Consider the following 18544-nt stretch of genomic DNA (forward strand, 5'->3'; position numbering starts at 1 on the left):
GCCGTGGGGATGAAGGGTGCTTGCTGTGCGTCTGATATCTCGGAGGACCAGGTTCTCCCAAGCAGCGGTGACCGTCGCGGTCGTCGCACTCGCGGCAGCCGGCTGCGGCAAGTCCAGCACCGACTCGACGAGCGGCAGTGACTCCGAGTCCGGCAAGTACTCGGGCAAGGGCATCGGCCTGGCGTACGACATCGGCGGCAAGGGCGACCAGTCCTTCAACGACGCCGCGTTCGCCGGTTTCGACAAGGCCCGCACGGAGTTCAAGATCGGCGGCCAGGACGTCGAGCCGCAGGACGGCGAGTCCGACGCCGACAAGGTGCAGCGCCTGGAGACCCTGGCCAAGGCCGGCTACAACCCCATCATCGGTGTCGGCTTCGCCTACGCGCCCGCCGTGAAGGAGGCCGCCGCGAAGTACCCGAAGGTCACCTTCGGCATCATCGACGACGCCACCATCACGGCCGACAACGTCGCCGACATGGTCTTCCACGAGGAGCAGTCCTCGTACCTGGCGGGCGTGGCCGCGGCCAAGGCCACCAAGAAGAACCACATCGGGTTCATCGGCGGGGTGGACATCCCCCTGATCCACAAGTTCGAGGACGGGTTCGACCAGGGCGCCAAGTCCGTCAACCCGAACATCAAGATCGAGTCGCAGTACCTCACCCAGACGCCTCAGGAGGGCGGTTTCTCCAGCCCCGACAAGGGTGAGAGCGCGGCGAACGGCCAGATCGAGGCCGGCGCCGACGTCGTCTACCAGGCGGCCGGTCTGTCCGGCCAGGGCGTGATCAAGGCCGCCGCCGAGCACAAGGTGTGGGCCATCGGCGTCGACTCCGACCAGTACGCGCAGGCGGCGCTCGCCAAGTACAAGGACTACATCCTCGGCTCGGCCCTGAAGAACGTCGGCGGCGCGGTCTACGACCTGACCAAGTCCGTCGTCGAGGGCAAGCCGCTGAAGGGTGAGGTGCGTGGCGACCTCAAGTCCGGCGGCGTCGGCTTCGCCGACTCCAACCCGAAGTACCAGGCGATGACCGATGTCGTCGCCGCGGTCGACAAGGCCAAGGCGGACATCATCGCCGGCACGGTCACCGTCAAGACGCAGTAGCGTCCGGCCCCGGGAAGCGGGTCCGTGGGCCCGTCCGGATGTCTGTTCAGCCAGTGCGCCCCTTGCCTCCTGCAAGGGGCGCACTGCTGTCCGTAACCTGGGTGACGAATGCGGCCACAGCTCGGTAACGGACCGGACAGAAGGGGTTTTCCGTCTCGTCTACGCGCGTTACGCTGCGGCGGAACCAGCGCCTGGTTTGGGCGCTTGCACTAAGGAGTTTCGTTCCATGCGCCGGGTGTCCCGTATTGCGGTTGCAGGCGTTGCAACCGCAGCTCTTGCCGTCACTGTTTCCGCCTGCGGAAGCTCGTCCACCTCGTCCTCGTCCTCGAGCGGCGACAAGAACCTGGGCCTCGCCCTGGCGTACGACGTCGGCGGCAAGGGTGACCAGTCCTTCAACGACGCCGCCAGCGCCGGCCTGGACAAGGCCGACAAGGAGTTCGGCTACAAGAGCACGTCCGTCGAGCCGCAGGACGGCGAGTCGGACGCGGACAAGGTGCAGCGCCTGGAGACGCTGGCCAAGCAGGGCTACAACCCGGTGATCGGTGTCGGCTTCGCCTACGCGCCCGCCGTCAAGGAGGTCGCCGCGAAGTACCCGAAGACCACCTTCGGCATCGTGGACGACGAGACCATCAAGGCCGACAACGTCGCCGACCTGGTCTTCCACGAGGAGCAGGCCTCCTACCTCGCCGGCGTCGCCGCCGCCAAGGCCACGAAGACCAACACCGTCGGTTTCATCGGCGGCGTGGACGTCCCGCTGATCCACAAGTTCGGCGCCGGCTTCAAGCAGGGCGTCGAGGCCACCAAGCCGGGCGTCAAGGTCAAGGAGCAGTACCTGACCGAGACCGCGCAGGAGGGTGGCTTCTCCAGCCCCGACAAGGGTGAGAGCGCCGCCGAGGGCCAGATCGACGCGGGCGCCGACGTCGTCTACGCCGCCGCCGGTCTGTCCGGCCAGGGTGTCATCAAGGCCGCCAACGCGCACAAGGTCTGGGCGATCGGTGTCGACTCCGACCAGTACAACCAGGACGCGCTGGCGAAGTACAAGGACTCGATCCTGACCTCCGCCATGAAGAACGTCGAGGGCGCGGTCTACGACCTGGCCAAGTCCGTCCACGAGAAGAAGCCGGAGACCGGCACGGTCCGCGGCAGCCTGGACAACGGCGGCGTGAGCCTGTCGGACTCCAACCCGGCCTTCAAGAGCGACAGCGCCATCCAGGACGCCGTGAAGAAGGCCGAGGAAGGCATCAAGGCCGGCACCATCACGGTCAAGACCTCCTGAAACCCGCGGTCATAGCCCTGTCGTAGACATGGCCAAAAGGGCGCTGTAATGGCAGCGTTACGGCCGCGGAACGGGGTGCGGGGAGGATGTCCCCCCGCGCCCCGTTCGCGCGGCAGAATGCTCGGAACGGATCGTGAGCGAGTCGAGAACGATCAGGTTCGGGCACTATTTAAAGCAGGGGCGCTACGCGCGTAGAGCGGCCCCTTTCCCAAGGAGAGTCGCCATCGACGCGTCCAGCAGCCCTCCGCTCACCGCTCCGTCGACAGTCGCGGTCGAGCTGGCGGGGATCACCAAGCGGTTTCCCGGTGTCGTCGCCAACCACGACATCCACCTGACTGTCCGAAAAGGCACCGTCCACGCCCTCGTCGGCGAGAACGGCGCCGGCAAGTCGACACTGATGAAGATCCTCTACGGCATGCAGAAGCCGGACGAGGGGACCATCGCGGTCGGCGGCGAGCAGGTCAGCTTCGGCAGCCCCGCCGACGCCATCGTCCGTGGCATCGGCATGGTCCACCAGCACTTCATGCTGGCCGACAACCTGACCGTGCTGGAGAACGTGGTGCTGGGCAGCGAGAAGCTGTACGGCATCGGCGGCACCGCCCGTAAGAAGATCAAGGAGATCTCCGACCGGTACGGACTGGGCGTGCGCCCGGACGCCCTGGTCGAGGACCTCGGCGTCGCCGAGCGTCAGCGCGTCGAGATCCTCAAGGTCCTCTACCGCGGCGCCACGACGCTGATCCTCGACGAGCCGACCGCGGTCCTGGTGCCGCAGGAGGTCGACGCGCTCTTCGACAACCTGCGCGAGCTCAAGTCCGAGGGCCTCTCCGTCATCTTCATCTCGCACAAGCTGGGCGAGGTGCTGTCGGTCGCCGACGAGATCACGGTCATCCGGCGCGGCACCACCGTGGGCACGGCCGTCCCCGCCGAGACCACCCCCCGCCAGCTCGCCGAGATGATGGTCGGCAGCGAGCTGCCCACCCCGGAGACGGCGGAGTCGACGGTCACGGACAAGTCGGTGATCGAGGTCAGGAACCTCACCGTCTACGCCAGCGGCGGCGCCTCCCTCGGCGAGGCCGGGGAGCCCACCGGCGAGGGACTCACCGAGTTCGCGGGCGGCGGAGACGCCAAGCGCGTCCTCGACGACGTCAGCTTCACGATCCACGCCGGCGAGGTCATGGGCATCGCCGGTGTCGAGGGCAACGGCCAGACCGAGCTGATCGACGCCCTGATCGGCCTGAAGCACGCCGACTCCGGCTCCATCCACTTCCTGGGGGAGGACATCACCCCCTGGGCCACCCGCAAGCGCCGCGAGCGCGGCGTCGGCTACATCCCCGAGGACCGCCACCGCCAGGGCCTGCTCCTGGAGGCCCCCCTCTGGGAGAACCGCATCCTCGGCCACGTCACCGAGAAGCCCAACGCCAGGGGCTTCTGGCTGGACCCCAAGGGTGCCCAGGCCGACACCCGCCGGATCGTCGAGGAGTACGACGTCCGCACCCCCGGGATCGACGTCACCGCGGCCTCCCTCTCCGGCGGCAACCAGCAGAAGCTGATCGTCGGCCGCGAGATGAGCCACCACCCCAAGTTCCTGATCGCCGCCCACCCCACCCGCGGTGTGGACGTCGGCGCGCAGGCACAGATCTGGGACCGCATCCGTGAGGCCCGCCGCGAGGGCCTCGCCGTGCTCCTGATCTCCGCCGACCTGGACGAGCTGATCGGTCTGTCGGACACCCTGCGGGTGATCTACGACGGCAAGCTCGTCGCCGACGCCGATCCGGCGACCATCACCCCCGAGGAGCTCGGCACGGCCATGACCGGCGCCGCCTCCGGGCACCTGGAGCACGTCGAGGAAGAGACCGCCCCGGAGGACGAGGCCCGATGAAGAAGTTCGACAAGGAGCGCGTGCTCCTCGCGGTGGCCGGCCCGGTCATCGCGCTCGTCGCGGCGATCCTGCTGACCTCGGTCGTGCTGGTCGCCTCCGGCGACAACCCGTTCGAGCCGTACCGTCTGATGATCGAACAGGCCGGATTCTCCGATGTCCAGGTCCTGATCATCAACCAGGCTTCGCTGTACTACATCGCGGCCCTCGCGGTGGCCCTCGGCTTCCGGATGAACCTCTTCAACATCGGCGTGGACGGCCAGTACCGGCTCGGCGCCATGATGACCGCCGTCGTCGGCGCCCACCTGGCGCTGCCGTCGTTCCTCCAGATCCCGGTCCTGCTGCTCGTCGGCGCGCTCACCGGTGCCTTCTGGGCCGGTATCGCGGGTGTCCTGAAGGTGACCCGCGGCGTCAGCGAGGTCGTCGCGACGATCATGCTCAACGCGATCGCCACCAGCCTCATCGGCTACCTGACCCTCTCCGACGTCTGGGGCGTGCAGCTCGGCAACAACAGCACGACCGGTGTGATGAAGGAGTCCGGCTGGGTCCCCGGCATCGACCTGGGCTCGGACGTCGGCGAGATCTACGGCCTGGTCTTCCTCGCGATCGTTCTGGGTATCGCGTACTGGCTGGTCCTCAACCGCACCCGCTTCGGGTTCGACCTGCGGGCCACCGGCGAGTCCGAGACCGCCGCCGCGGCCTCCGGCGTGGACGCCAAGCGCATGGTGCTCACCGCGATGCTGATCTCCGGCGCGGTGGCGGGCCTGTCCGGCCTGCCGCTCCTGCTCGGCGACACCCACACCTACAGCCTGAGCTTCCCGGCCGGGCTCGGCTTCACGGCCATCGGCATCGCCCTGCTCGGACGCAACAACCCCGGCGGCATCGCGCTGGCCGCGCTGCTGTGGGCGTTCCTCGACAAGGCCTCTCCGGCTCTCGACTACGCGACCCCGGTGGCGTACGAGAAGGAGATCGCCACGATCATGCAGGGCCTGATCGTCTTCGCGGTCGTCATCTCGTACGAGGCCGTACGGCAGTGGGGTCTGCGCCGCCAGCAGAAGCAGGTCGGTGCGGAGCTCGCCGCGGCCGCCGCTCAGAACACCAAGAAGGAGGTGGCGGCCTGATGTCCACCGTGACCATCGCCAAGAAGCCGCAGGCGAAGCCGCGCAAGGGCGGCCGCCGCATGTCGCTCCCCGTACTCCTGCTGGTCATCGCGGGCGTACTGGTCCTGACCTCGATCGTCCGGCTGATCAGCGGCGCGGACGGCATCACGTCGACCGGCCAGATGTCCACGGCGCTGCGCCTGGCCGTCCCGATCGGCCTGGCCGGCCTCGGCGGTCTGTGGGCCGAGCGCGCGGGCGTCGTCAACATCGGCCTCGAAGGCATGATGATCCTCGGCACCTGGTTCGGTGCCTGGGCCGGCTACCAGTGGGGCCCGTGGGTCGGTGTCGCCTTCGGCATCATCGGCGGCGCGCTCGGCGCCGTCCTGCACGCCATCGCCACCGTGACCTTCAACGTCAACCACATCGTCTCCGGTGTGGCCATCAACATCCTGGCGCTGGGCACCACCCGCTACCTGTCGAAGTTCACCTTCGAGGACGCCCCGCAGGGCTCCGCCAAGCAGTCCCCGCCGATCGACTCGCTGGGCACCTTCGACATCCCCGGTCTGTCCAGCGCGCTGGACACCCTCAACGAGAAGCACTGGTTCCTGGTCTCGGACCTGGCCGGCCTCGTCGGCGGTCTGATCACCGACCTGTCGCCCCTCACTGTCGTCGCCGTCGCCCTCGTGCCGGTCAGCTGGTGGGTGCTGTGGCGCACCGCCTTCGGTCTGCGTCTGCGCTCCTGCGGTGAGAACCCGGTGGCGGCCGAGTCCCTCGGCGTCAACGTCTACAAGTACAAGTACATCGCCGTGATCATCTCGGGCGGCTTCGCCGGACTCGGCGGCGCCTTCCTGTCGATCGTCGCGTCCAACGTCTACCTGGACGGCCAGACGGCCGGCCGCGGGTACATCGGTCTCGCCGCGATGATCTTCGGCAACTGGATGCCGGGCGGCCTCGCCCTCGGCGCGGGCCTGTTCGGCTACACCGACAGCCTCAACCTGCGCGGTGGTACGACCAACGTCCACGCGCTGATCCTGCTGCTGGCGATCCTCCTGGTGTTCGGCGCGGCCTACCTCGCCTGGCAGAAGAAGTACGTGCCCGCCGTGATCACCGCCGTCATCTCGGCGCTGCTGTTCGTCTGGTACGCCAGCACGGGAGAGGTCCCGCGGCAGCTGGTGACGGCGACCCCGTACATCGTCACGCTGCTGGTGCTCGCCCTGTCGTCGCAGCGCCTGCGGATGCCGAAGGCGGACGGCCTGCCGTACCGCAGGGGGCAGGGCAAGTGACCCCGGACGACACCGCCGTCGCCGTCGACTGGGACGGACTGCGCGCGCTGGCCCGCGAGGCCATGTCCCGCGCGTACGCCCCCTACTCGGGTTTCCCGGTCGGGGCCGCCGCCCTGGTCGACGACGGCCGTACGGTCTCCGGCTGCAACGTCGAGAACGCCTCGTACGGGCTCGGGCTGTGCGCCGAGTGCGGTCTGGTCTCGGAGCTGCAGCGCACCGGGGGCGGCCGGCTGACGCACTTCACGTGCGTGGACGGCAAGGGCGACATCCTCGTCCCGTGCGGACGCTGCCGGCAGCTGCTGTACGAGTTCGGCGGACCGGACCTCTTCCTGGAGACCCCGGCGGGGATCCTGCCGCTGGTGGAGATGCTGCCGCAGGCCTTCGGCCCGGATCACCTCACCAAGTAACTCCCGTGCGGCCCCTCTGACTCGCGCAGAGGGGCCGCGCGCTTCGCACTTCCCCGGAAGGAAAGTCATGGCCATGGACGCCATCTCCGTCATCCGTACCAAGCGGGACCGCGGTGAGCTCAGCGACGAGCAGATCGACTGGGTCATCGACGCGTACACGCGTGGCGAGGTCGCCGACTACCAGATGGCGGCCCTCAACATGGCGATCCTGCTCAACGGCATGGACCGCCGTGAGATCGCCCGCTGGACCGCGGCGATGATCGCCTCGGGCGAGCGCATGGAGTTCTCCGCCCTCTCCCGTCCGACCGCCGACAAGCACTCCACGGGCGGTGTCGGCGACAAGATCACCCTGCCGCTGGCCCCGCTGGTGGCGGCCTGCGGTGCCGCCGTGCCCCAGCTGTCGGGCCGCGGCCTCGGCCACACCGGCGGCACGCTGGACAAGCTGGAGTCGATCCCCGGCTGGCGGGCGCTGCTGTCCAACGAGGAGATGCTGCACGTCCTCGACACCACCGGCGCCGTGATCTGCGCGGCCGGTGACGGCCTGGCCCCCGCCGACAAGAAGCTGTACGCGCTGCGCGACGTCACCGGCACGGTCGAGGCGATCCCGCTGATCGCCTCCTCGATCATGTCGAAGAAGATCGCCGAGGGCACCGGCTCCCTGGTGCTGGACGTGAAGGTCGGCACCGGCGCCTTCATGAAGACCATCGAGGACGCGCGGGAACTGGCCGCCACGATGGTGGGCCTGGGCACGGACCACGGGGTGAAGACGGTCGCGCTCCTGACGGACATGTCGACCCCGCTCGGTCTGACCGCGGGCAACGCGCTGGAGGTGCGCGAGTCGGTGGAGGTGCTGGCGGGCGGCGGCCCGGCGGACGTCGTCGAGCTCACTCTCGCGCTGGCCCGCGAGATGCTGGACGCGGCGGGCGTGAAGGACGCCGACCCGGCGAAGGCCCTGGCCGACGGTTCCGCGATGGACGTCTGGCGCCGCATGATCGCCGCGCAGGGCGGTGACCCGGACGCCCCGCTGCCCACGTCGAAGGAGCAGCACGTCGTCAAGGCCGCGGCCTCCGGCGTCCTGACCCGCCTCGACGCCTACGGCGTCGGTGTCGCCGCCTGGCGGCTGGGCGCGGGCCGCGCCCGCAAGGAGGACCCGGTGCAGGCGGGCGCGGGCGTCGAGCTGCACGCCAAGCCGGGCGACACGGTCGTCGAGGGCCAGCCGCTGATGACGCTGCACACCGACACCCCCGAGCGCTTCGAGTACGCGCTGGAGGCGGTCGAGGGCTCCTACGACGTCGCCGCGGCCGGCACGCCGTTCGCGGCGACGCCGGTCGTGCTGGAACGTATCGCCTGACCTGCGTTTTCCTCCTTCGGGTGAACGGGATCGGTGGACCTCCACCGGTCCCGTTCGGCATGCTGAGATCGGTGACGCACCGAAGGAGACCGGCATGAGGGCACTCACCGTGAGCCAGGACCCCGAGCGGAGCTGGGACGACCTCGTCCGGTTCTGGCGAGTCCCTGAAGCTGCCCGCGCCCTTCGACCTCGTCATCGACACCGGCGAGTCTCCCGTCGACTGAACGCCGTCACCCCAGCAACGCGGCCACGACCACCAGTACCGGCACCGACAGCGCCGTCGACAGCAGGATCGAGTCCCGGGCCAGCCGTTCGCCCACGCCGTAACTGGAGGCGTAGGTGAAGAGGTTCTGGGCGGCCGGGAGGGCGGAGGTCACCACCACGTCGAGCAACTGCGCTCCGTGCAGGCCGAAGACGCCCGCCGCCAGCGCCCAGGCGGCCGCCGGCTGGCCCACCGACTTCAGCGTGACCGACAGCAGCACCGGGAACCGGTCCGGGCCGCGGCCCGGCATCGTGCTGCCGCACAGGGAGATGCCGAAGGCGAGCAGGACCGCCGGCACCGACATGTTGCCGATCAGGGTCAGCGGGTCCAGGACCGGGGCGGGGATGCGCAGCCCGCTCGCCGAGACGACGACCCCGGCGAGCGAGCCGACCGCGATCGGGTTGCGCAGCGGCGTGAGCAGCCGCCGCCACAGCGGGCCCTTCGCGCCCTCGCCCGACAGGTCCAGGATCGTCAGCGCGACGGGCGTGACCCCGATGAGCTGGAACAGCAGCACCGGCGCCACCAGGGACGCGTCCCCCAGGACGTACACGGCGATCGGGATGCCGAGGTTGCCGGAGTTGACGTAGCTGGAACACAGCGCGCCGATCGTCGTCCGGCCCACGCCCCAGCGCCGCAGGACCCCCACCGCGACGAAGACACCGGCCGCCGCCGCCGTGCTCATCGCCGTGACCAGCAGCCGGCTGGAGAAGATCACCGACAGGTCGGCCCGCGCGAGCATGGTGAACAGCAGGGCGGGGGAGGCCACATGGAAGGCCAGCTTGGTCAGCACCTCGCGGCCGTGCTCCCCGAGATGACCGCCCCGCCCGAGCAGGTAGCCGACGCCGATGACGACCGCGATGACCGCGAAGCCGCTCAACACCCCCTGCACGGAACCCCCTCAGCGGCCGGTTCGGCAGGCAACGCGAGGGCGGGTGAGGCCGCTGGGCCGGGTGGCGAGGAAGTGGGCGCGGGCGATCTGTGAGGCATACAGGTAACCCTCCGGGGGCGGCCCCGGCCAGGTCAATGTGATCCTCACGGCCGCGCGGCACGGGTACGCCGGGCCGGCCGCGATGAGTTACGGCCCGCCTCCCGGTCTACCGCACGTGGACGCCATGACACCCGCCGTACTCGTGCTGTCGGGCCCCGCCACCCGGGACGAGGTGACGGGGCTCTGCGACGCTGTGCGGGCGCTGCTGGAGAGCACCGGGAGCGGGGTCGTCGTCTGCGATGTCGGCGGGCTCGGGCCGCCGGGCCTCGGGGCCGTGGACCTGCTGGCCCGGCTCGAACTGGCGGCCCGCCGGGCCGGGGGCCGCATCCGGCTGCGGGCCCCCGACGCCGCCCTACGCGCCCTCCTCCACCTGGTCGGTCTCCGCTTCGAGGTGGAGGGGCAGCCCGAACAGCGGGAACCACCGCTGCGTGTCGAGGAAGAAGTGGAACCCGGTGAGCCGGCCGTCTGAGATCTCCAGGACCTGGATCGCCCACGGCGAGAAGCCGCCCGCCTCCGGGTCCGGCTTGTACTGGGCGAAGCCCGGCAGCCCGTTGACCTCGACCGGCAGCAGCCGCGAACCCGCGCAGGCCGCGCCCACCGTCGTCATGAAGCCCGTGATGTCGTCGTGGCCGGTCAGCCACAGGTCGAACGGCGGCATCGTCATGATGGCGTCCTCGTGCAGCAACGCCGTCAGTGCCGTCATGTCATAGCCCTCGAACGCCGCCATATAGCGCTCCAGGAGCTTCTGCTGCTCCTCGTCCAGCGGGTTCGAGACCGCCGCGTCCGCACCGGAGTCGTCCCGCTCGGAGAGCGTCGCGCGGGCCCGCTGGAGCGCGCTGTTGACCGACGCCACCGAGGTGTCGAGCAGCTCCGCGACCTCGCTCGCCTTCCAGGCCAGCACCTCCCGCAGGATCAGCACCGCCCGCTGTTTGGGCGGCAGTTGCTGAAGGGCCGCCATGAAGGCGAGCCGCACCGACTCCTTGGCCACCGCGGCCTCCGCCGGATCCTGGACCGTCGGCAGCACCCGGCCGTCCGGCACCGGCTCCAGCCAGGTGTGGTCCGGGCGCGGCGAGAGAGCGGCCCGCGCGAGCGGGGTCGCCTCGGTCAGGTCCATGGGACGGGCCCGCTTGTTGCCGGCCGTGAGCATGTCCAGACACACGTTCGTCGCGATGCGGTAGAGCCAGGAGCGGAGGCTGGAGCGCCCCTCGAACTTCTCGTAGCTGCGCCAGGCGCGGACCATCGTGTCCTGCACCGCGTCCTCGGCCTCGAAGGAGGAGCCGAGCATGCGGTAGCAGTAGCCGGTCAGCTCGACCCGGTGTTTCTCCAGCCTGATGTCGAGGTCGTCCACCGTCGCCGTACCGTCACTCATGGTCCACCCACCCCTGTGGCCGTTCTGTCGCGCGCCTGTGCGCCCCAGCACTCCGGAAGCTACCGCACCCCACTGACAAAGGCCCCGGGAGTGCGCAAAAGCCCAGGTCAGACCAGTTGCTTCACGGACATGACCAGATGCCGGTGCGATCCGTCCGCCACCCCCTCGGAGACTCCGCCGACTCCGCCGAGCAGTGCCCGCTGTCCCGCCCCGAGCAGCTCCATCCGCAGCCCGGGCGCCTCGAACGAGGTCAGCGCGTCCAGCAGGTACGCCGGGCCGAAGGCCACCGTGACCTCCGCGGCGCCGGTCAGCACGGCCGGCAGCCGTTGCGCCGCCACATCGTCCCCGTACCCGGCCCGCACCAGCACCGACGCGTCGCCCGCCGAGAAGTCCAGGCGCACCGGACTGTTCGCCTCCGCCACGACCGACACCCGCCGCACCGCCTCCGCCAGCGCCGCCCGGTCGACCTCGGCGACGGCGGCCCCCGCCACGTCGAACAGCGAACCGTACTTCGGCAGCCGGCCCTCCAGCAGCCGTACGACGGTCCGCATGTCCCCGCCCTCGAACCCGACCAGGCCGCCGCCCACCCCGTCCAGCCCGATGCGCACGTCACCGCAGCGGGCCAGCGAACGCGCCACGTCCAGCAGCCGGCGCGCGGGCAGCAGCGCCTCCACCGTGGCGTCGGCGGCCGCCGCCTCCGGCTTCCACTCCAGCTCCCGTACGGCGTACCGGTAGCGGTCCGAGGCGGCCAGCGTCATCGTCCCGCCCTCCAGGCGCAGCTGTACGCCCGTCAGGACCGGGAGGGTGTCGTCGCGTCCGGCGGCCACCGCGACCTGGCCGACGGCGGTCGCGAACGCGGCGGCGTCCACCGTCCCGTACGGCGGGGGCGGCACCGGCAGGGCCGGATACTCCCCGAGGGGCAGCGTCGACAGCCCGAACCGGGTGCCGCCCGCCTCCACGGTGAACCGTGACCCCTCCAGCGCGCAGGTGACCGGTCCCTCCGGCAGCACCCGGCAGATGTCCAGCAGCCGACGGCCGAGGACGAGCACCTCGCCGTCCACCACCGTCCGCGCCTCCGCGCCGATGCGCACGGCCGCCTCGAAGTCGAAGCCGGACACGGTCAGCCGCCCGGCCGCCGCCTCCAGCAGCAGGCCGCCCAGCACCGGTACGGGGGTACGGGCGGGCAGCGCCCGTGCCGCCAGTCCGACGGCCTCCGCGAGGATCCCGCGCTCTGTTCGGAACTCCATGTGACGAACCCCCTGCTCGGCATGGTCGGCGTGTCCGCGGACGCTAGCCGGGGGCACTGACAACCGGTGCTGAGCAGGGGGTGAGAGGGAGGGGGGTGAGAGGGAGTGGGATGGGGGGCGGTGCGGAGGGCGGCGGTGTGGGACCCGCGGTCCCGGCCTCAGCCGCCGGGCCTGCCGAGACCGCTCCGGCCGGCCCGGGCGGGCTGCTCGCTCAAGCCGCCGCCACGCGCCGTTCCAGCCGTGCCGCCCGGGACCCGAACACCGTGATCGTCACGACGCCGAGCACCGCCAGGACGCCCACGCCCACGGTCCCCGCCCAGCCGCCGGAGTGGAAGGCGAGCGCGCCGACCGTGCTGCCGGCGCTGGAGCCGATGTAGTACGCGGACTGGTAGAGCGCCGACGCCTGGGCGCGACCGGTGGTGGCCGTCTTGCTGACCGCCGAGGACGCCACCGCGTGACCGGCGAAGAAGCCCGCCGTGATCAGGACCAGGCCGAGCAGCACCAGCGGGAGCGAGTCGGCCAGGGACAGCAGCAGGCCCGTCGCCGTCGTGCCGCCGGCCAGGTACAGGGCGCCGCGCCGGCCCAGTCGGCCGACCAGCCGGCCCGCCGTCGACGCCGACACCGTGCCGACCAGGTAGACCAGGAAGATCGAGCCGACGATGCCCTGCGGGAGCGAGAAGGGGGCTTCCGTGAGGCGGTAGCCGATGACCGTGTACACCCCGCCGAACACCGTCATGAACAGCGCGCCGATCGCGTACAGCCGGCGCAGCAGCGGGTCGGCGAGGTGGCAGCGGACCGTGCCGAGCAGGACCCGGGGCCGCAGGGAGCCCGCCTGGAAGTGCCGCGGGGCGGGGAGCAGCAGCCTGAAGGCCACCGCGCAGCCGACCGCGATCACCCCGATCGCGCCGACGGCCACCCGCCAGCCCCACTCCTGCGCGACCCAGCCGGTGATCACCCGGCCGCTCATCCCCCCGACGCTGTTGCCCGCGACGAACAGGCCGATCGCCGTGACCAGGGCCCTGGGGCGGACCTCCTCCGCCAGATACGCCGTCGCCGACGCCGGCAGTCCGGCCAGCGCCGCGCCCTGGAGCCCGCGCAGCACGATCAGCCACCCCAGCGACGGGGCGAAGGGGACCAGCATCCCGACGGTCACCGCGACCGCCAGCGACCACGTCATCACCGTACGGCGGCCGAACCGCTCCGAGAGCGCGCTCATCGGCAGCACGAACAGCGCGAGGCCGCCGGTCGCCGCCGCCACCGTCCAGCTCGCCTGGCCCGCCGTCACCGCGAACTCGCCGGAGATCAGGGGCAGCAGGGCCTGGGTGGAGTAGAGGAGCGCGAAGGTGGCGACGCCCGCGAGGAACAGCGCGAAGCTCATCCGGCGGTAGCCGGGGCCGCCGGGGGCCAGGCGGGAGTCGGGGGCGGGGAGGGACGGGACGGCGTCCACGAGGGTGGACGCCCCGGTACTGGCGGGAGACATACTTCGACGCTAGGCAGCCGGGTTTCATCCGTCCAATGCATGGAATCGTCATAATCGTTCCCATGGCGCATCAGTACAGGTCACAGGATCGACTGTCACCGACCGGTGACACAAAAGACAGGGACGACATCGTCTCGCTGCTCGCCCCGCGGCTGGCCCACTTCGCCGGTGTGGCCCGTACCGAGCACGTCACGCGAGCCGCCCACGAGATGCAGGTCCCGCAGTCCACCCTGTCCCGGGCCATGGTCCGCCTCGAACAGGATCTGGGGGTGGATCTCTTCGCGCGCCGCGGCCGCACGGTGTCGCTCACCCCGGCCGGCCGCACCTTCCTCGCGTCCGTCGAGCGTGCCCTCGCCGAGGTCGAGCGGGCCGCCGACGCGGTCCGCGCCGACGCCGACCCCGCCACCGGCAAGGTCGCCTTCGGGTTCCTGCACACCATGGGCGCCGAGACCGTACCAGGACTGCTGCACGCCTTCCGGGCCGACCACCCCCGCGTCCGCTTCAGTCTCGTCCAGAACTACGGCGAGGCGATGCTCGAAGGGCTCCGGGCGGGCGAGCTGGACCTCTGTCTGACCTCACCCGTCCCGGACGCCCCGGACCTCGTCGCGCGCCGCCTGGACGAACAGAAGCTGCGCCTGGTCGTCCCCGCCGACCACCGGCTGGCCACCCGCCGCCGCATCCGCCTCGCCGAGGCCGCCGACGAGACCTTCGTGACCCTGGAGTCCGGTTACGGGCTGCGCCGCATCACCGACGACCTCTGTCAGGAGGCCGGGTTCCGGCCCCGGGTCGCCTTCGAGGGCGAGGAGGCGGAGACGCTCCGGGGCCTGGTCGCGGCCGGGCTGGGGGTGGCCCTCCTGCCTCCGCCCGCCGTCGCCCGGCCGGGGGTGGTGGAGCTGACGGTCACCGCGCCGAGAGCGGTGCGTGAGATCGGTGTGGCCTGGCTGGACGGGCACCCGGACACGCCTCCGGTGGCGGCCTTCAAGAGGTTCCTCCTGTCGAAACGCGGCAACCTCCTGCCGGCCTGAGGGGAGGCGACCCGGGTGCGCGGGTGGGCGAGCGCCCGCGTCCGGCTCTCCGACCCCGGCCGGGCCCGCCGGCGGCCCCTCAGCGGCGCAGGGACTTGCCGAAGCCCACCGCCAGCGGCATCCGCAGTCCGAGGGGTGGCGGGGCCGCGAGCGCGTCCTCGACCGGTCGTGAGAACGTCCGCCCGAACAGCGCGCCCATCACGAAGTCCTCGGCCAACGCGTGCACTTCGTCCCGGTACTGGTGCAAGGCGTGGCCGTCGGTGTGCACTTCGAACCGGCACACGTCCCGGTTGGCCTTCTTCGCCCGTGCCGCCAGCCGGAAGGACAGCTCGGGATCGGTGCGTTCGTCGTTCGTGCCGTGCACGATCAGCACCCGGCGCCCGACGAGCTGCTTCACCGGTTCGGGTGTCGCGGCCGTGTCCTCCTCGGGCAGCCAAGGCGCGATCGCGAGCACGGAGTTGACGGCCTCGTGGCCACCCGCGTGCAGTGCGGCGCGGCCGCCCATGTCGACGCCGAGCAGACAGACGGAGACATCGCCGTAGCGTCGTAGTGCCTCGTCGACGGCCCAGGACGCGTCCCGCGCCAGATGGGCCTCGCTGCCGTTCCAGCCGCGCCACCGGTAGTGGACGACATGGGCGGCCAGGCCCTCGTCCCGGCCCGCGCGCGCGAGGCGGCGCCCCAACGCCCGTACGGAGGCCGCCGCGAGCATGGGTGAGGGTCTGCGGGAGGAGGTCTCCTCGCCGCCGGGGAGCAGTAGCACCACTCCGCTCACCGACGTCGGCTCGGGACCGGGCGCGCGCCCCAACCGGGCCGTGCGAACCGGTGTCGATTGCTGTGCCATGACAGAACAGTGTCAGAAGCGGTGGTGTACGCGACCCGTCGGTGGGGTCACCGTTACGTATCGGCGGTTGTGTACAACGAGAACTCTACGCGCGTAGGAGTTAAAGTGCGGAAATGACGAGCCAGACTGACCGGATCGGCACCACCCCGAGCTCGGACCAGATCCGCCGGGCGCCCAAGGTTCTGCTGCACGACCACCTCGACGGCGGTCTGCGTCCCGGGACCGTCGTCGACCTCGCCCGCGCCGCGGGCTACTCCCAACTCCCCGAGACCGACCCAGACAAGCTCGGCATCTGGTTCCGGGAGGCCGCCGACTCCGGTTCCCTGGAGCGGTATCTGGAGACCTTCTCGCACACCGTCGGCGTCATGCAGACCCGCGACGCGCTCGTCAGGGTCGCCGCCGAGTGCGCCGAGGACCTCGCCGAGGACGGTGTCGTCTACGCCGAGGTGCGTTACGCCCCCGAGCAGCATCTCGAAGGCGGCCTGACGCTCGAAGAGGTCGTCGAGGCCGTCAACGAGGGCTTTCGGGAAGGCGAGCGCATCGCCCGGGGCAACGGCCACCGCATCCGGGTCGGCGCCCTGCTCACCGCCATGCGGCACGCGGCCCGCTCCCTGGAGATCGCCGAACTGGCCAACCGCTACCGCGACCTGGGCGTCGTCGGCTTCGACATCGCGGGCGCCGAGGCCGGCTACCCGCCCACCCGGCACCTCGACGCCTTCGAGTACCTCAAGCGGGAGAACAACCACTTCACCATCCACGCGGGCGAGGCCTTCGGACTGCCGTCCATCTGGCAGGCCCTCCAGTGGTGCGGCGCCGACCGGTTGGGCCACGGCGTGCGCATCATCGACGACATCGAGGTCAAGGACGACGGGAGCGTGACGCTCGGGCGGCTCGCCTCCTACGTGCGCGACAAGCGCATCCCGCTGGAGCTCTGCCCGAGCTCCAACCTCCAGACCGGGGCGGCGGCCTCGTACGCCGAGCACCCGATCGGGTTGCTGCGCCGACTGCACTTCCGCGCCACGATCAACACGGACAACCGGCTGATGTCCCACACCAGCATGAGCCGGGAATTCGAGCACCTTGTCGACGCGTTCGGTTACACGCTCGACGACATGCAGTGGTTCTCCGTCAATGCGATGAAATCAGCGTTCATTCCTTTCGATGAACGCCTGGCCATGATCAATGACGTCATCAAGCCCGGATATGCAGAACTGAAATCCGAATGGCTGTTCCAGCAAACCGCCTCCACCAGCGGTTCTGTGGTCGTCGAAGGCTGATCGGGGGCGCTCGGGGAGCGCGGAACGCGGACGGACATTCACCATCCGTCCGCATTTCGATGTTTGCGGCGGGTGGCCCCGCGTGTTTACGGTCGTGGACCGCTCATATCCCCGTCATCCCCTTTTCGAGGACGCATCCACCATGAAGCAGTCTGCTGCCAAAACCCTCGGCGTCGCCGCTCTCGGTGCCGCCTTCGCCGCTGTCGGAGCGGGCGCCGCGAGTGCCGCCCCGGCCGTCCCGGACGCCTCCCAGGCCCTGGACACCGTCACGAAGACGCTGCCGGCGGAGAGTGTTGCCCAGGCGCTGCCGGGTGCCGGTGAGGCGCTGACCCAGGCGAAGCCGGCGCTCGAAGCGGGCGTGGCCGCGGCCAGGCCGGCCGCCGCGAAGATGCTCGCCGACGGTCCGACCGCCCCGGTCGCCGGGCTGCTCGGCGGTCTGCCGTTGCAGGGACTGCCCACGCACGGCCTGCCGGTGAACGGGATCCCGCTGGGCTGAGCGGAACGCGCGCACCGAAGGGGCGCACCCACGATCGGCGGGTGCGCCCCTTCGATGTGCGCGTACGACGACCCGTGCCGGTGCGCGCGTACGACGACGGCCTGTGCGGGTGCGCGCGTCCGACGATCCGTGCCGGTGTGCCTACGGCGACCGGTGTCGGTCTGTGCCTACGACGACCCGTGCGATCAAGTGGGGCTGTCCGAGGTCGGTTCGGGTTTCGTGTAGAGGATCTCGCGGGCCTGCTCCGCGGCGCGGGCGATGCTCTCGCTGACGAAGTCGAGGAAGCGGGCGATGTTCTCGAGGCGGGCGCCGGCGGGGGTGCCGGCGCCGAGGACGCCGACGCCCTGCCTCGCGGTCTCGACGAGCTGGGCGGTGGAGCGGGCGCTGGCCATCATCGACTGGTACCAGACGTCGTCGTCTACGAAGTAGCGCTCGCGGCGGCGTTCGTCGCGTTCCCGGCGGACGAGGCCCTGCTCCTCCAGGAAGGCGATCGCCTTGGAGATGGACGCGGGGCTGACCTGGAGACGCCGGACGAGTTCGGCCGCGGTGATGTTGCCCGCGTCGGTGGTGTAGAGGCAGACCAGCACCCGCGCCATCATCTTGGACAGACCCGACTGCATGAGAACGGTGGTGAACGTCTCCTCGTACTCGCGCACCGCCTCCGCGTCGCGTCCGTGGGCCTGCGGAAGCGTTTCCGGCCCCCGGGGTGCGGCCTGCCTGCGCCGATGGGTGCGGTGCTCGGTGGCGCGGTGGGCGAGGTCCGCGCGGTAGGCGGTGGGGCCGCCGTTGCGCATCACCTCGCGTGTGATCGTCGAGGTCGGGCGGTCGAGGCGTCTGGCGATCTCCGCGTAGGCGAGGCCGTCGGCCAGTCCCAGCGCGATCTGCTGACGTTCCTGCTGAGTGAGTCTGCCTCCGGGCATCCCGGCCTCCTCCGTGCTTCTCGGTGCCTCCACTATAGCGTTCACATTCAATTCATTGCAACGTACGCGCGACGCTTGTTGCATTAGATTTAGCTCCATTGCAACGAATTCTCTGCCTCTACCTGCATATACGTCATGCATGCGCAACGAGAGTGTTGCCAGAGTCGTGAATGCAACGTAGCTTTTCCATCAACGGAAACCGCGGGCCGATGGGGCCCGCGGTGCAGCAGAAGGAGAGAACGATGCA

General features: G+C 70.6%; 17 protein-coding genes. 11 read left to right on the forward strand and 6 right to left on the reverse strand.

Annotated features, from left to right (window positions below; genetic code table 11):
* The first annotated feature begins 67 nt into the window (after positions 1-67).
* The 7 genes from ACWCQK_RS37035 to ACWCQK_RS37065 all read left to right on the forward strand — a co-directional run bounded on the left by ACWCQK_RS37035 (position 68) and on the right by ACWCQK_RS37065 (position 8392).
* Complete coding sequence (locus ACWCQK_RS37035) at positions 68-1099, forward strand: BMP family lipoprotein (protein WP_451162823.1); 1032 nt, start codon at positions 68-70, stop codon at positions 1097-1099.
* A gap of 226 nt (positions 1100-1325) precedes the next feature.
* Positions 1326-2375: a BMP family lipoprotein gene (locus tag ACWCQK_RS37040; protein ID WP_451162825.1), complete on the forward strand. Its 1050-nt coding sequence runs from the start codon at positions 1326-1328 to the stop codon at positions 2373-2375.
* A 223-nt stretch (positions 2376-2598) separates the two neighbouring features.
* On the forward strand, positions 2599-4254 hold the full coding sequence (locus ACWCQK_RS37045) for an ABC transporter ATP-binding protein (protein ID WP_451162853.1): 1656 nt from the start codon (positions 2599-2601) through the stop codon (positions 4252-4254).
* Positions 4251-5372: an ABC transporter permease gene (locus ACWCQK_RS37050; RefSeq protein WP_451162827.1), complete on the forward strand. Its 1122-nt coding sequence runs from the start codon at positions 4251-4253 to the stop codon at positions 5370-5372. Before ACWCQK_RS37045 ends, ACWCQK_RS37050 begins: the two co-directional genes overlap by 4 nt.
* Positions 5372-6634, forward strand: a complete 1263-nt coding sequence (locus ACWCQK_RS37055; protein ID WP_451162829.1) for an ABC transporter permease — start codon at positions 5372-5374, stop codon at positions 6632-6634. Before ACWCQK_RS37050 ends, ACWCQK_RS37055 begins: the two co-directional genes overlap by 1 nt.
* Positions 6631-7041, forward strand: coding sequence for a cytidine deaminase (locus ACWCQK_RS37060; RefSeq protein ID WP_451162831.1), 411 nt, complete (start codon positions 6631-6633; stop codon positions 7039-7041). The genes ACWCQK_RS37055 and ACWCQK_RS37060 overlap by 4 nt, the downstream gene beginning before the upstream one ends.
* Before the next feature lie 73 nt (positions 7042-7114).
* Positions 7115-8392 carry a thymidine phosphorylase gene (locus ACWCQK_RS37065; protein WP_451162833.1) on the forward strand — a complete coding sequence of 426 codons (1278 nt, stop codon included), beginning with the start codon at positions 7115-7117 and terminating at the stop codon, positions 8390-8392.
* 230 nt (positions 8393-8622) lie between these two features.
* Here the strand turns inward: ACWCQK_RS37065 and ACWCQK_RS37070 are convergent, their stop codons facing one another.
* Complete coding sequence (locus tag ACWCQK_RS37070) at positions 8623-9543, reverse strand: AEC family transporter (protein WP_451162835.1); 921 nt, start codon at positions 9541-9543, stop codon at positions 8623-8625.
* Positions 9544-9724: 181 nt separating this feature from the next.
* On the opposite strand from ACWCQK_RS37070, the gene ACWCQK_RS37075 reads away from it, so the two are divergent.
* Entirely contained in the window at positions 9725-10111 is a 387-nt protein-coding gene (locus ACWCQK_RS37075) for an STAS domain-containing protein (protein ID WP_451162855.1), read from the forward strand.
* Here ACWCQK_RS37075 and ACWCQK_RS37080 read toward each other — a convergent pair.
* The 3 genes from ACWCQK_RS37080 to ACWCQK_RS37090 all read right to left on the reverse strand — a co-directional run bounded on the left by ACWCQK_RS37080 (position 9995) and on the right by ACWCQK_RS37090 (position 13738).
* Entirely contained in the window at positions 9995-11011 is a 1017-nt protein-coding gene (locus ACWCQK_RS37080) for a sigma-70 family RNA polymerase sigma factor (RefSeq protein WP_451162837.1), read from the reverse strand. The genes ACWCQK_RS37075 and ACWCQK_RS37080 overlap by 117 nt on opposite strands.
* Before the next feature lie 107 nt (positions 11012-11118).
* Positions 11119-12258, reverse strand: a complete 1140-nt coding sequence (dnaN, locus tag ACWCQK_RS37085; RefSeq protein WP_451162839.1) for a DNA polymerase III subunit beta — start codon at positions 12256-12258, stop codon at positions 11119-11121.
* 211 nt (positions 12259-12469) lie between these two features.
* Positions 12470-13738, reverse strand: coding sequence for an MFS transporter (locus ACWCQK_RS37090; RefSeq protein WP_451162841.1), 1269 nt, complete (start codon positions 13736-13738; stop codon positions 12470-12472).
* Positions 13739-13800: 62 nt separating this feature from the next.
* Between ACWCQK_RS37090 and ACWCQK_RS37095 the strand changes: the two genes are divergently transcribed.
* Positions 13801-14763 (forward strand): LysR family transcriptional regulator, encoded by a 963-nt coding sequence (locus tag ACWCQK_RS37095; RefSeq protein WP_451162843.1) that lies wholly within the window; start codon positions 13801-13803, stop codon positions 14761-14763.
* A gap of 79 nt (positions 14764-14842) precedes the next feature.
* Here the strand turns inward: ACWCQK_RS37095 and ACWCQK_RS37100 are convergent, their stop codons facing one another.
* Positions 14843-15604: an alpha/beta hydrolase gene (locus ACWCQK_RS37100; RefSeq protein WP_451162845.1), complete on the reverse strand. Its 762-nt coding sequence runs from the start codon at positions 15602-15604 to the stop codon at positions 14843-14845.
* 113 nt (positions 15605-15717) lie between these two features.
* Here ACWCQK_RS37100 and ACWCQK_RS37105 point away from each other — a divergent pair, with 113 nt between their 5' ends.
* Together ACWCQK_RS37105 and ACWCQK_RS37110 are read left to right on the forward strand one after the other, a co-directional pair.
* Entirely contained in the window at positions 15718-16881 is a 1164-nt protein-coding gene (locus tag ACWCQK_RS37105; protein WP_451162847.1) for an adenosine deaminase, read from the forward strand.
* Between the two features lie 142 nt (positions 16882-17023).
* A complete protein-coding gene (locus ACWCQK_RS37110; RefSeq protein ID WP_451162849.1) occupies positions 17024-17377 on the forward strand; it encodes an ATP-binding protein in 354 nt (117 codons plus the stop codon).
* Between the two features lie 185 nt (positions 17378-17562).
* Here ACWCQK_RS37110 and ACWCQK_RS37115 read toward each other — a convergent pair whose 3' ends face one another.
* On the reverse strand, positions 17563-18297 hold the full coding sequence (locus ACWCQK_RS37115; protein ID WP_451162851.1) for a helix-turn-helix domain-containing protein: 735 nt from the start codon (positions 18295-18297) through the stop codon (positions 17563-17565).
* Positions 18298-18544 lie beyond the last annotated feature (247 nt).

The sequence above is a fragment of the Streptomyces sp. NPDC002306 genome (assembly GCF_053593435.1).

What these genes read in the sequence shown, in the direction of transcription:
- ACWCQK_RS37040 (WP_451162825.1), top strand. Translation starts at nt 1,326, where the DNA reads ATGCGCCGGGTGTCCCGTATTGCGGTTGCAGGCGTTGCAACCGCAGCT.
- ACWCQK_RS37050 (WP_451162827.1), top strand. Translation starts at nt 4,251, where the DNA reads ATGAAGAAGTTCGACAAGGAGCGCGTGCTCCTCGCGGTGGCCGGCCCG.
- ACWCQK_RS37055 (WP_451162829.1), top strand. Translation starts at nt 5,372, where the DNA reads ATGTCCACCGTGACCATCGCCAAGAAGCCGCAGGCGAAGCCGCGCAAG.
- ACWCQK_RS37065 (WP_451162833.1), top strand. Translation starts at nt 7,115, where the DNA reads ATGGACGCCATCTCCGTCATCCGTACCAAGCGGGACCGCGGTGAGCTC.
- ACWCQK_RS37075 (WP_451162855.1), top strand. Translation starts at nt 9,725, where the DNA reads ATGAGTTACGGCCCGCCTCCCGGTCTACCGCACGTGGACGCCATGACA.
- ACWCQK_RS37080 (WP_451162837.1), bottom strand. Translation starts at nt 11,011, where the DNA reads ATGAGTGACGGTACGGCGACGGTGGACGACCTCGACATCAGGCTGGAG.
- dnaN (WP_451162839.1), bottom strand. Translation starts at nt 12,258, where the DNA reads ATGGAGTTCCGAACAGAGCGCGGGATCCTCGCGGAGGCCGTCGGACTG.
- ACWCQK_RS37090 (WP_451162841.1), bottom strand. Translation starts at nt 13,738, where the DNA reads ATGTCTCCCGCCAGTACCGGGGCGTCCACCCTCGTGGACGCCGTCCCG.
- ACWCQK_RS37095 (WP_451162843.1), top strand. Translation starts at nt 13,801, where the DNA reads ATGGCGCATCAGTACAGGTCACAGGATCGACTGTCACCGACCGGTGAC.
- ACWCQK_RS37100 (WP_451162845.1), bottom strand. Translation starts at nt 15,604, where the DNA reads ATGGCACAGCAATCGACACCGGTTCGCACGGCCCGGTTGGGGCGCGCG.
- ACWCQK_RS37105 (WP_451162847.1), top strand. Translation starts at nt 15,718, where the DNA reads ATGACGAGCCAGACTGACCGGATCGGCACCACCCCGAGCTCGGACCAG.
- ACWCQK_RS37110 (WP_451162849.1), top strand. Translation starts at nt 17,024, where the DNA reads ATGAAGCAGTCTGCTGCCAAAACCCTCGGCGTCGCCGCTCTCGGTGCC.
- ACWCQK_RS37115 (WP_451162851.1), bottom strand. Translation starts at nt 18,297, where the DNA reads ATGCCCGGAGGCAGACTCACTCAGCAGGAACGTCAGCAGATCGCGCTG.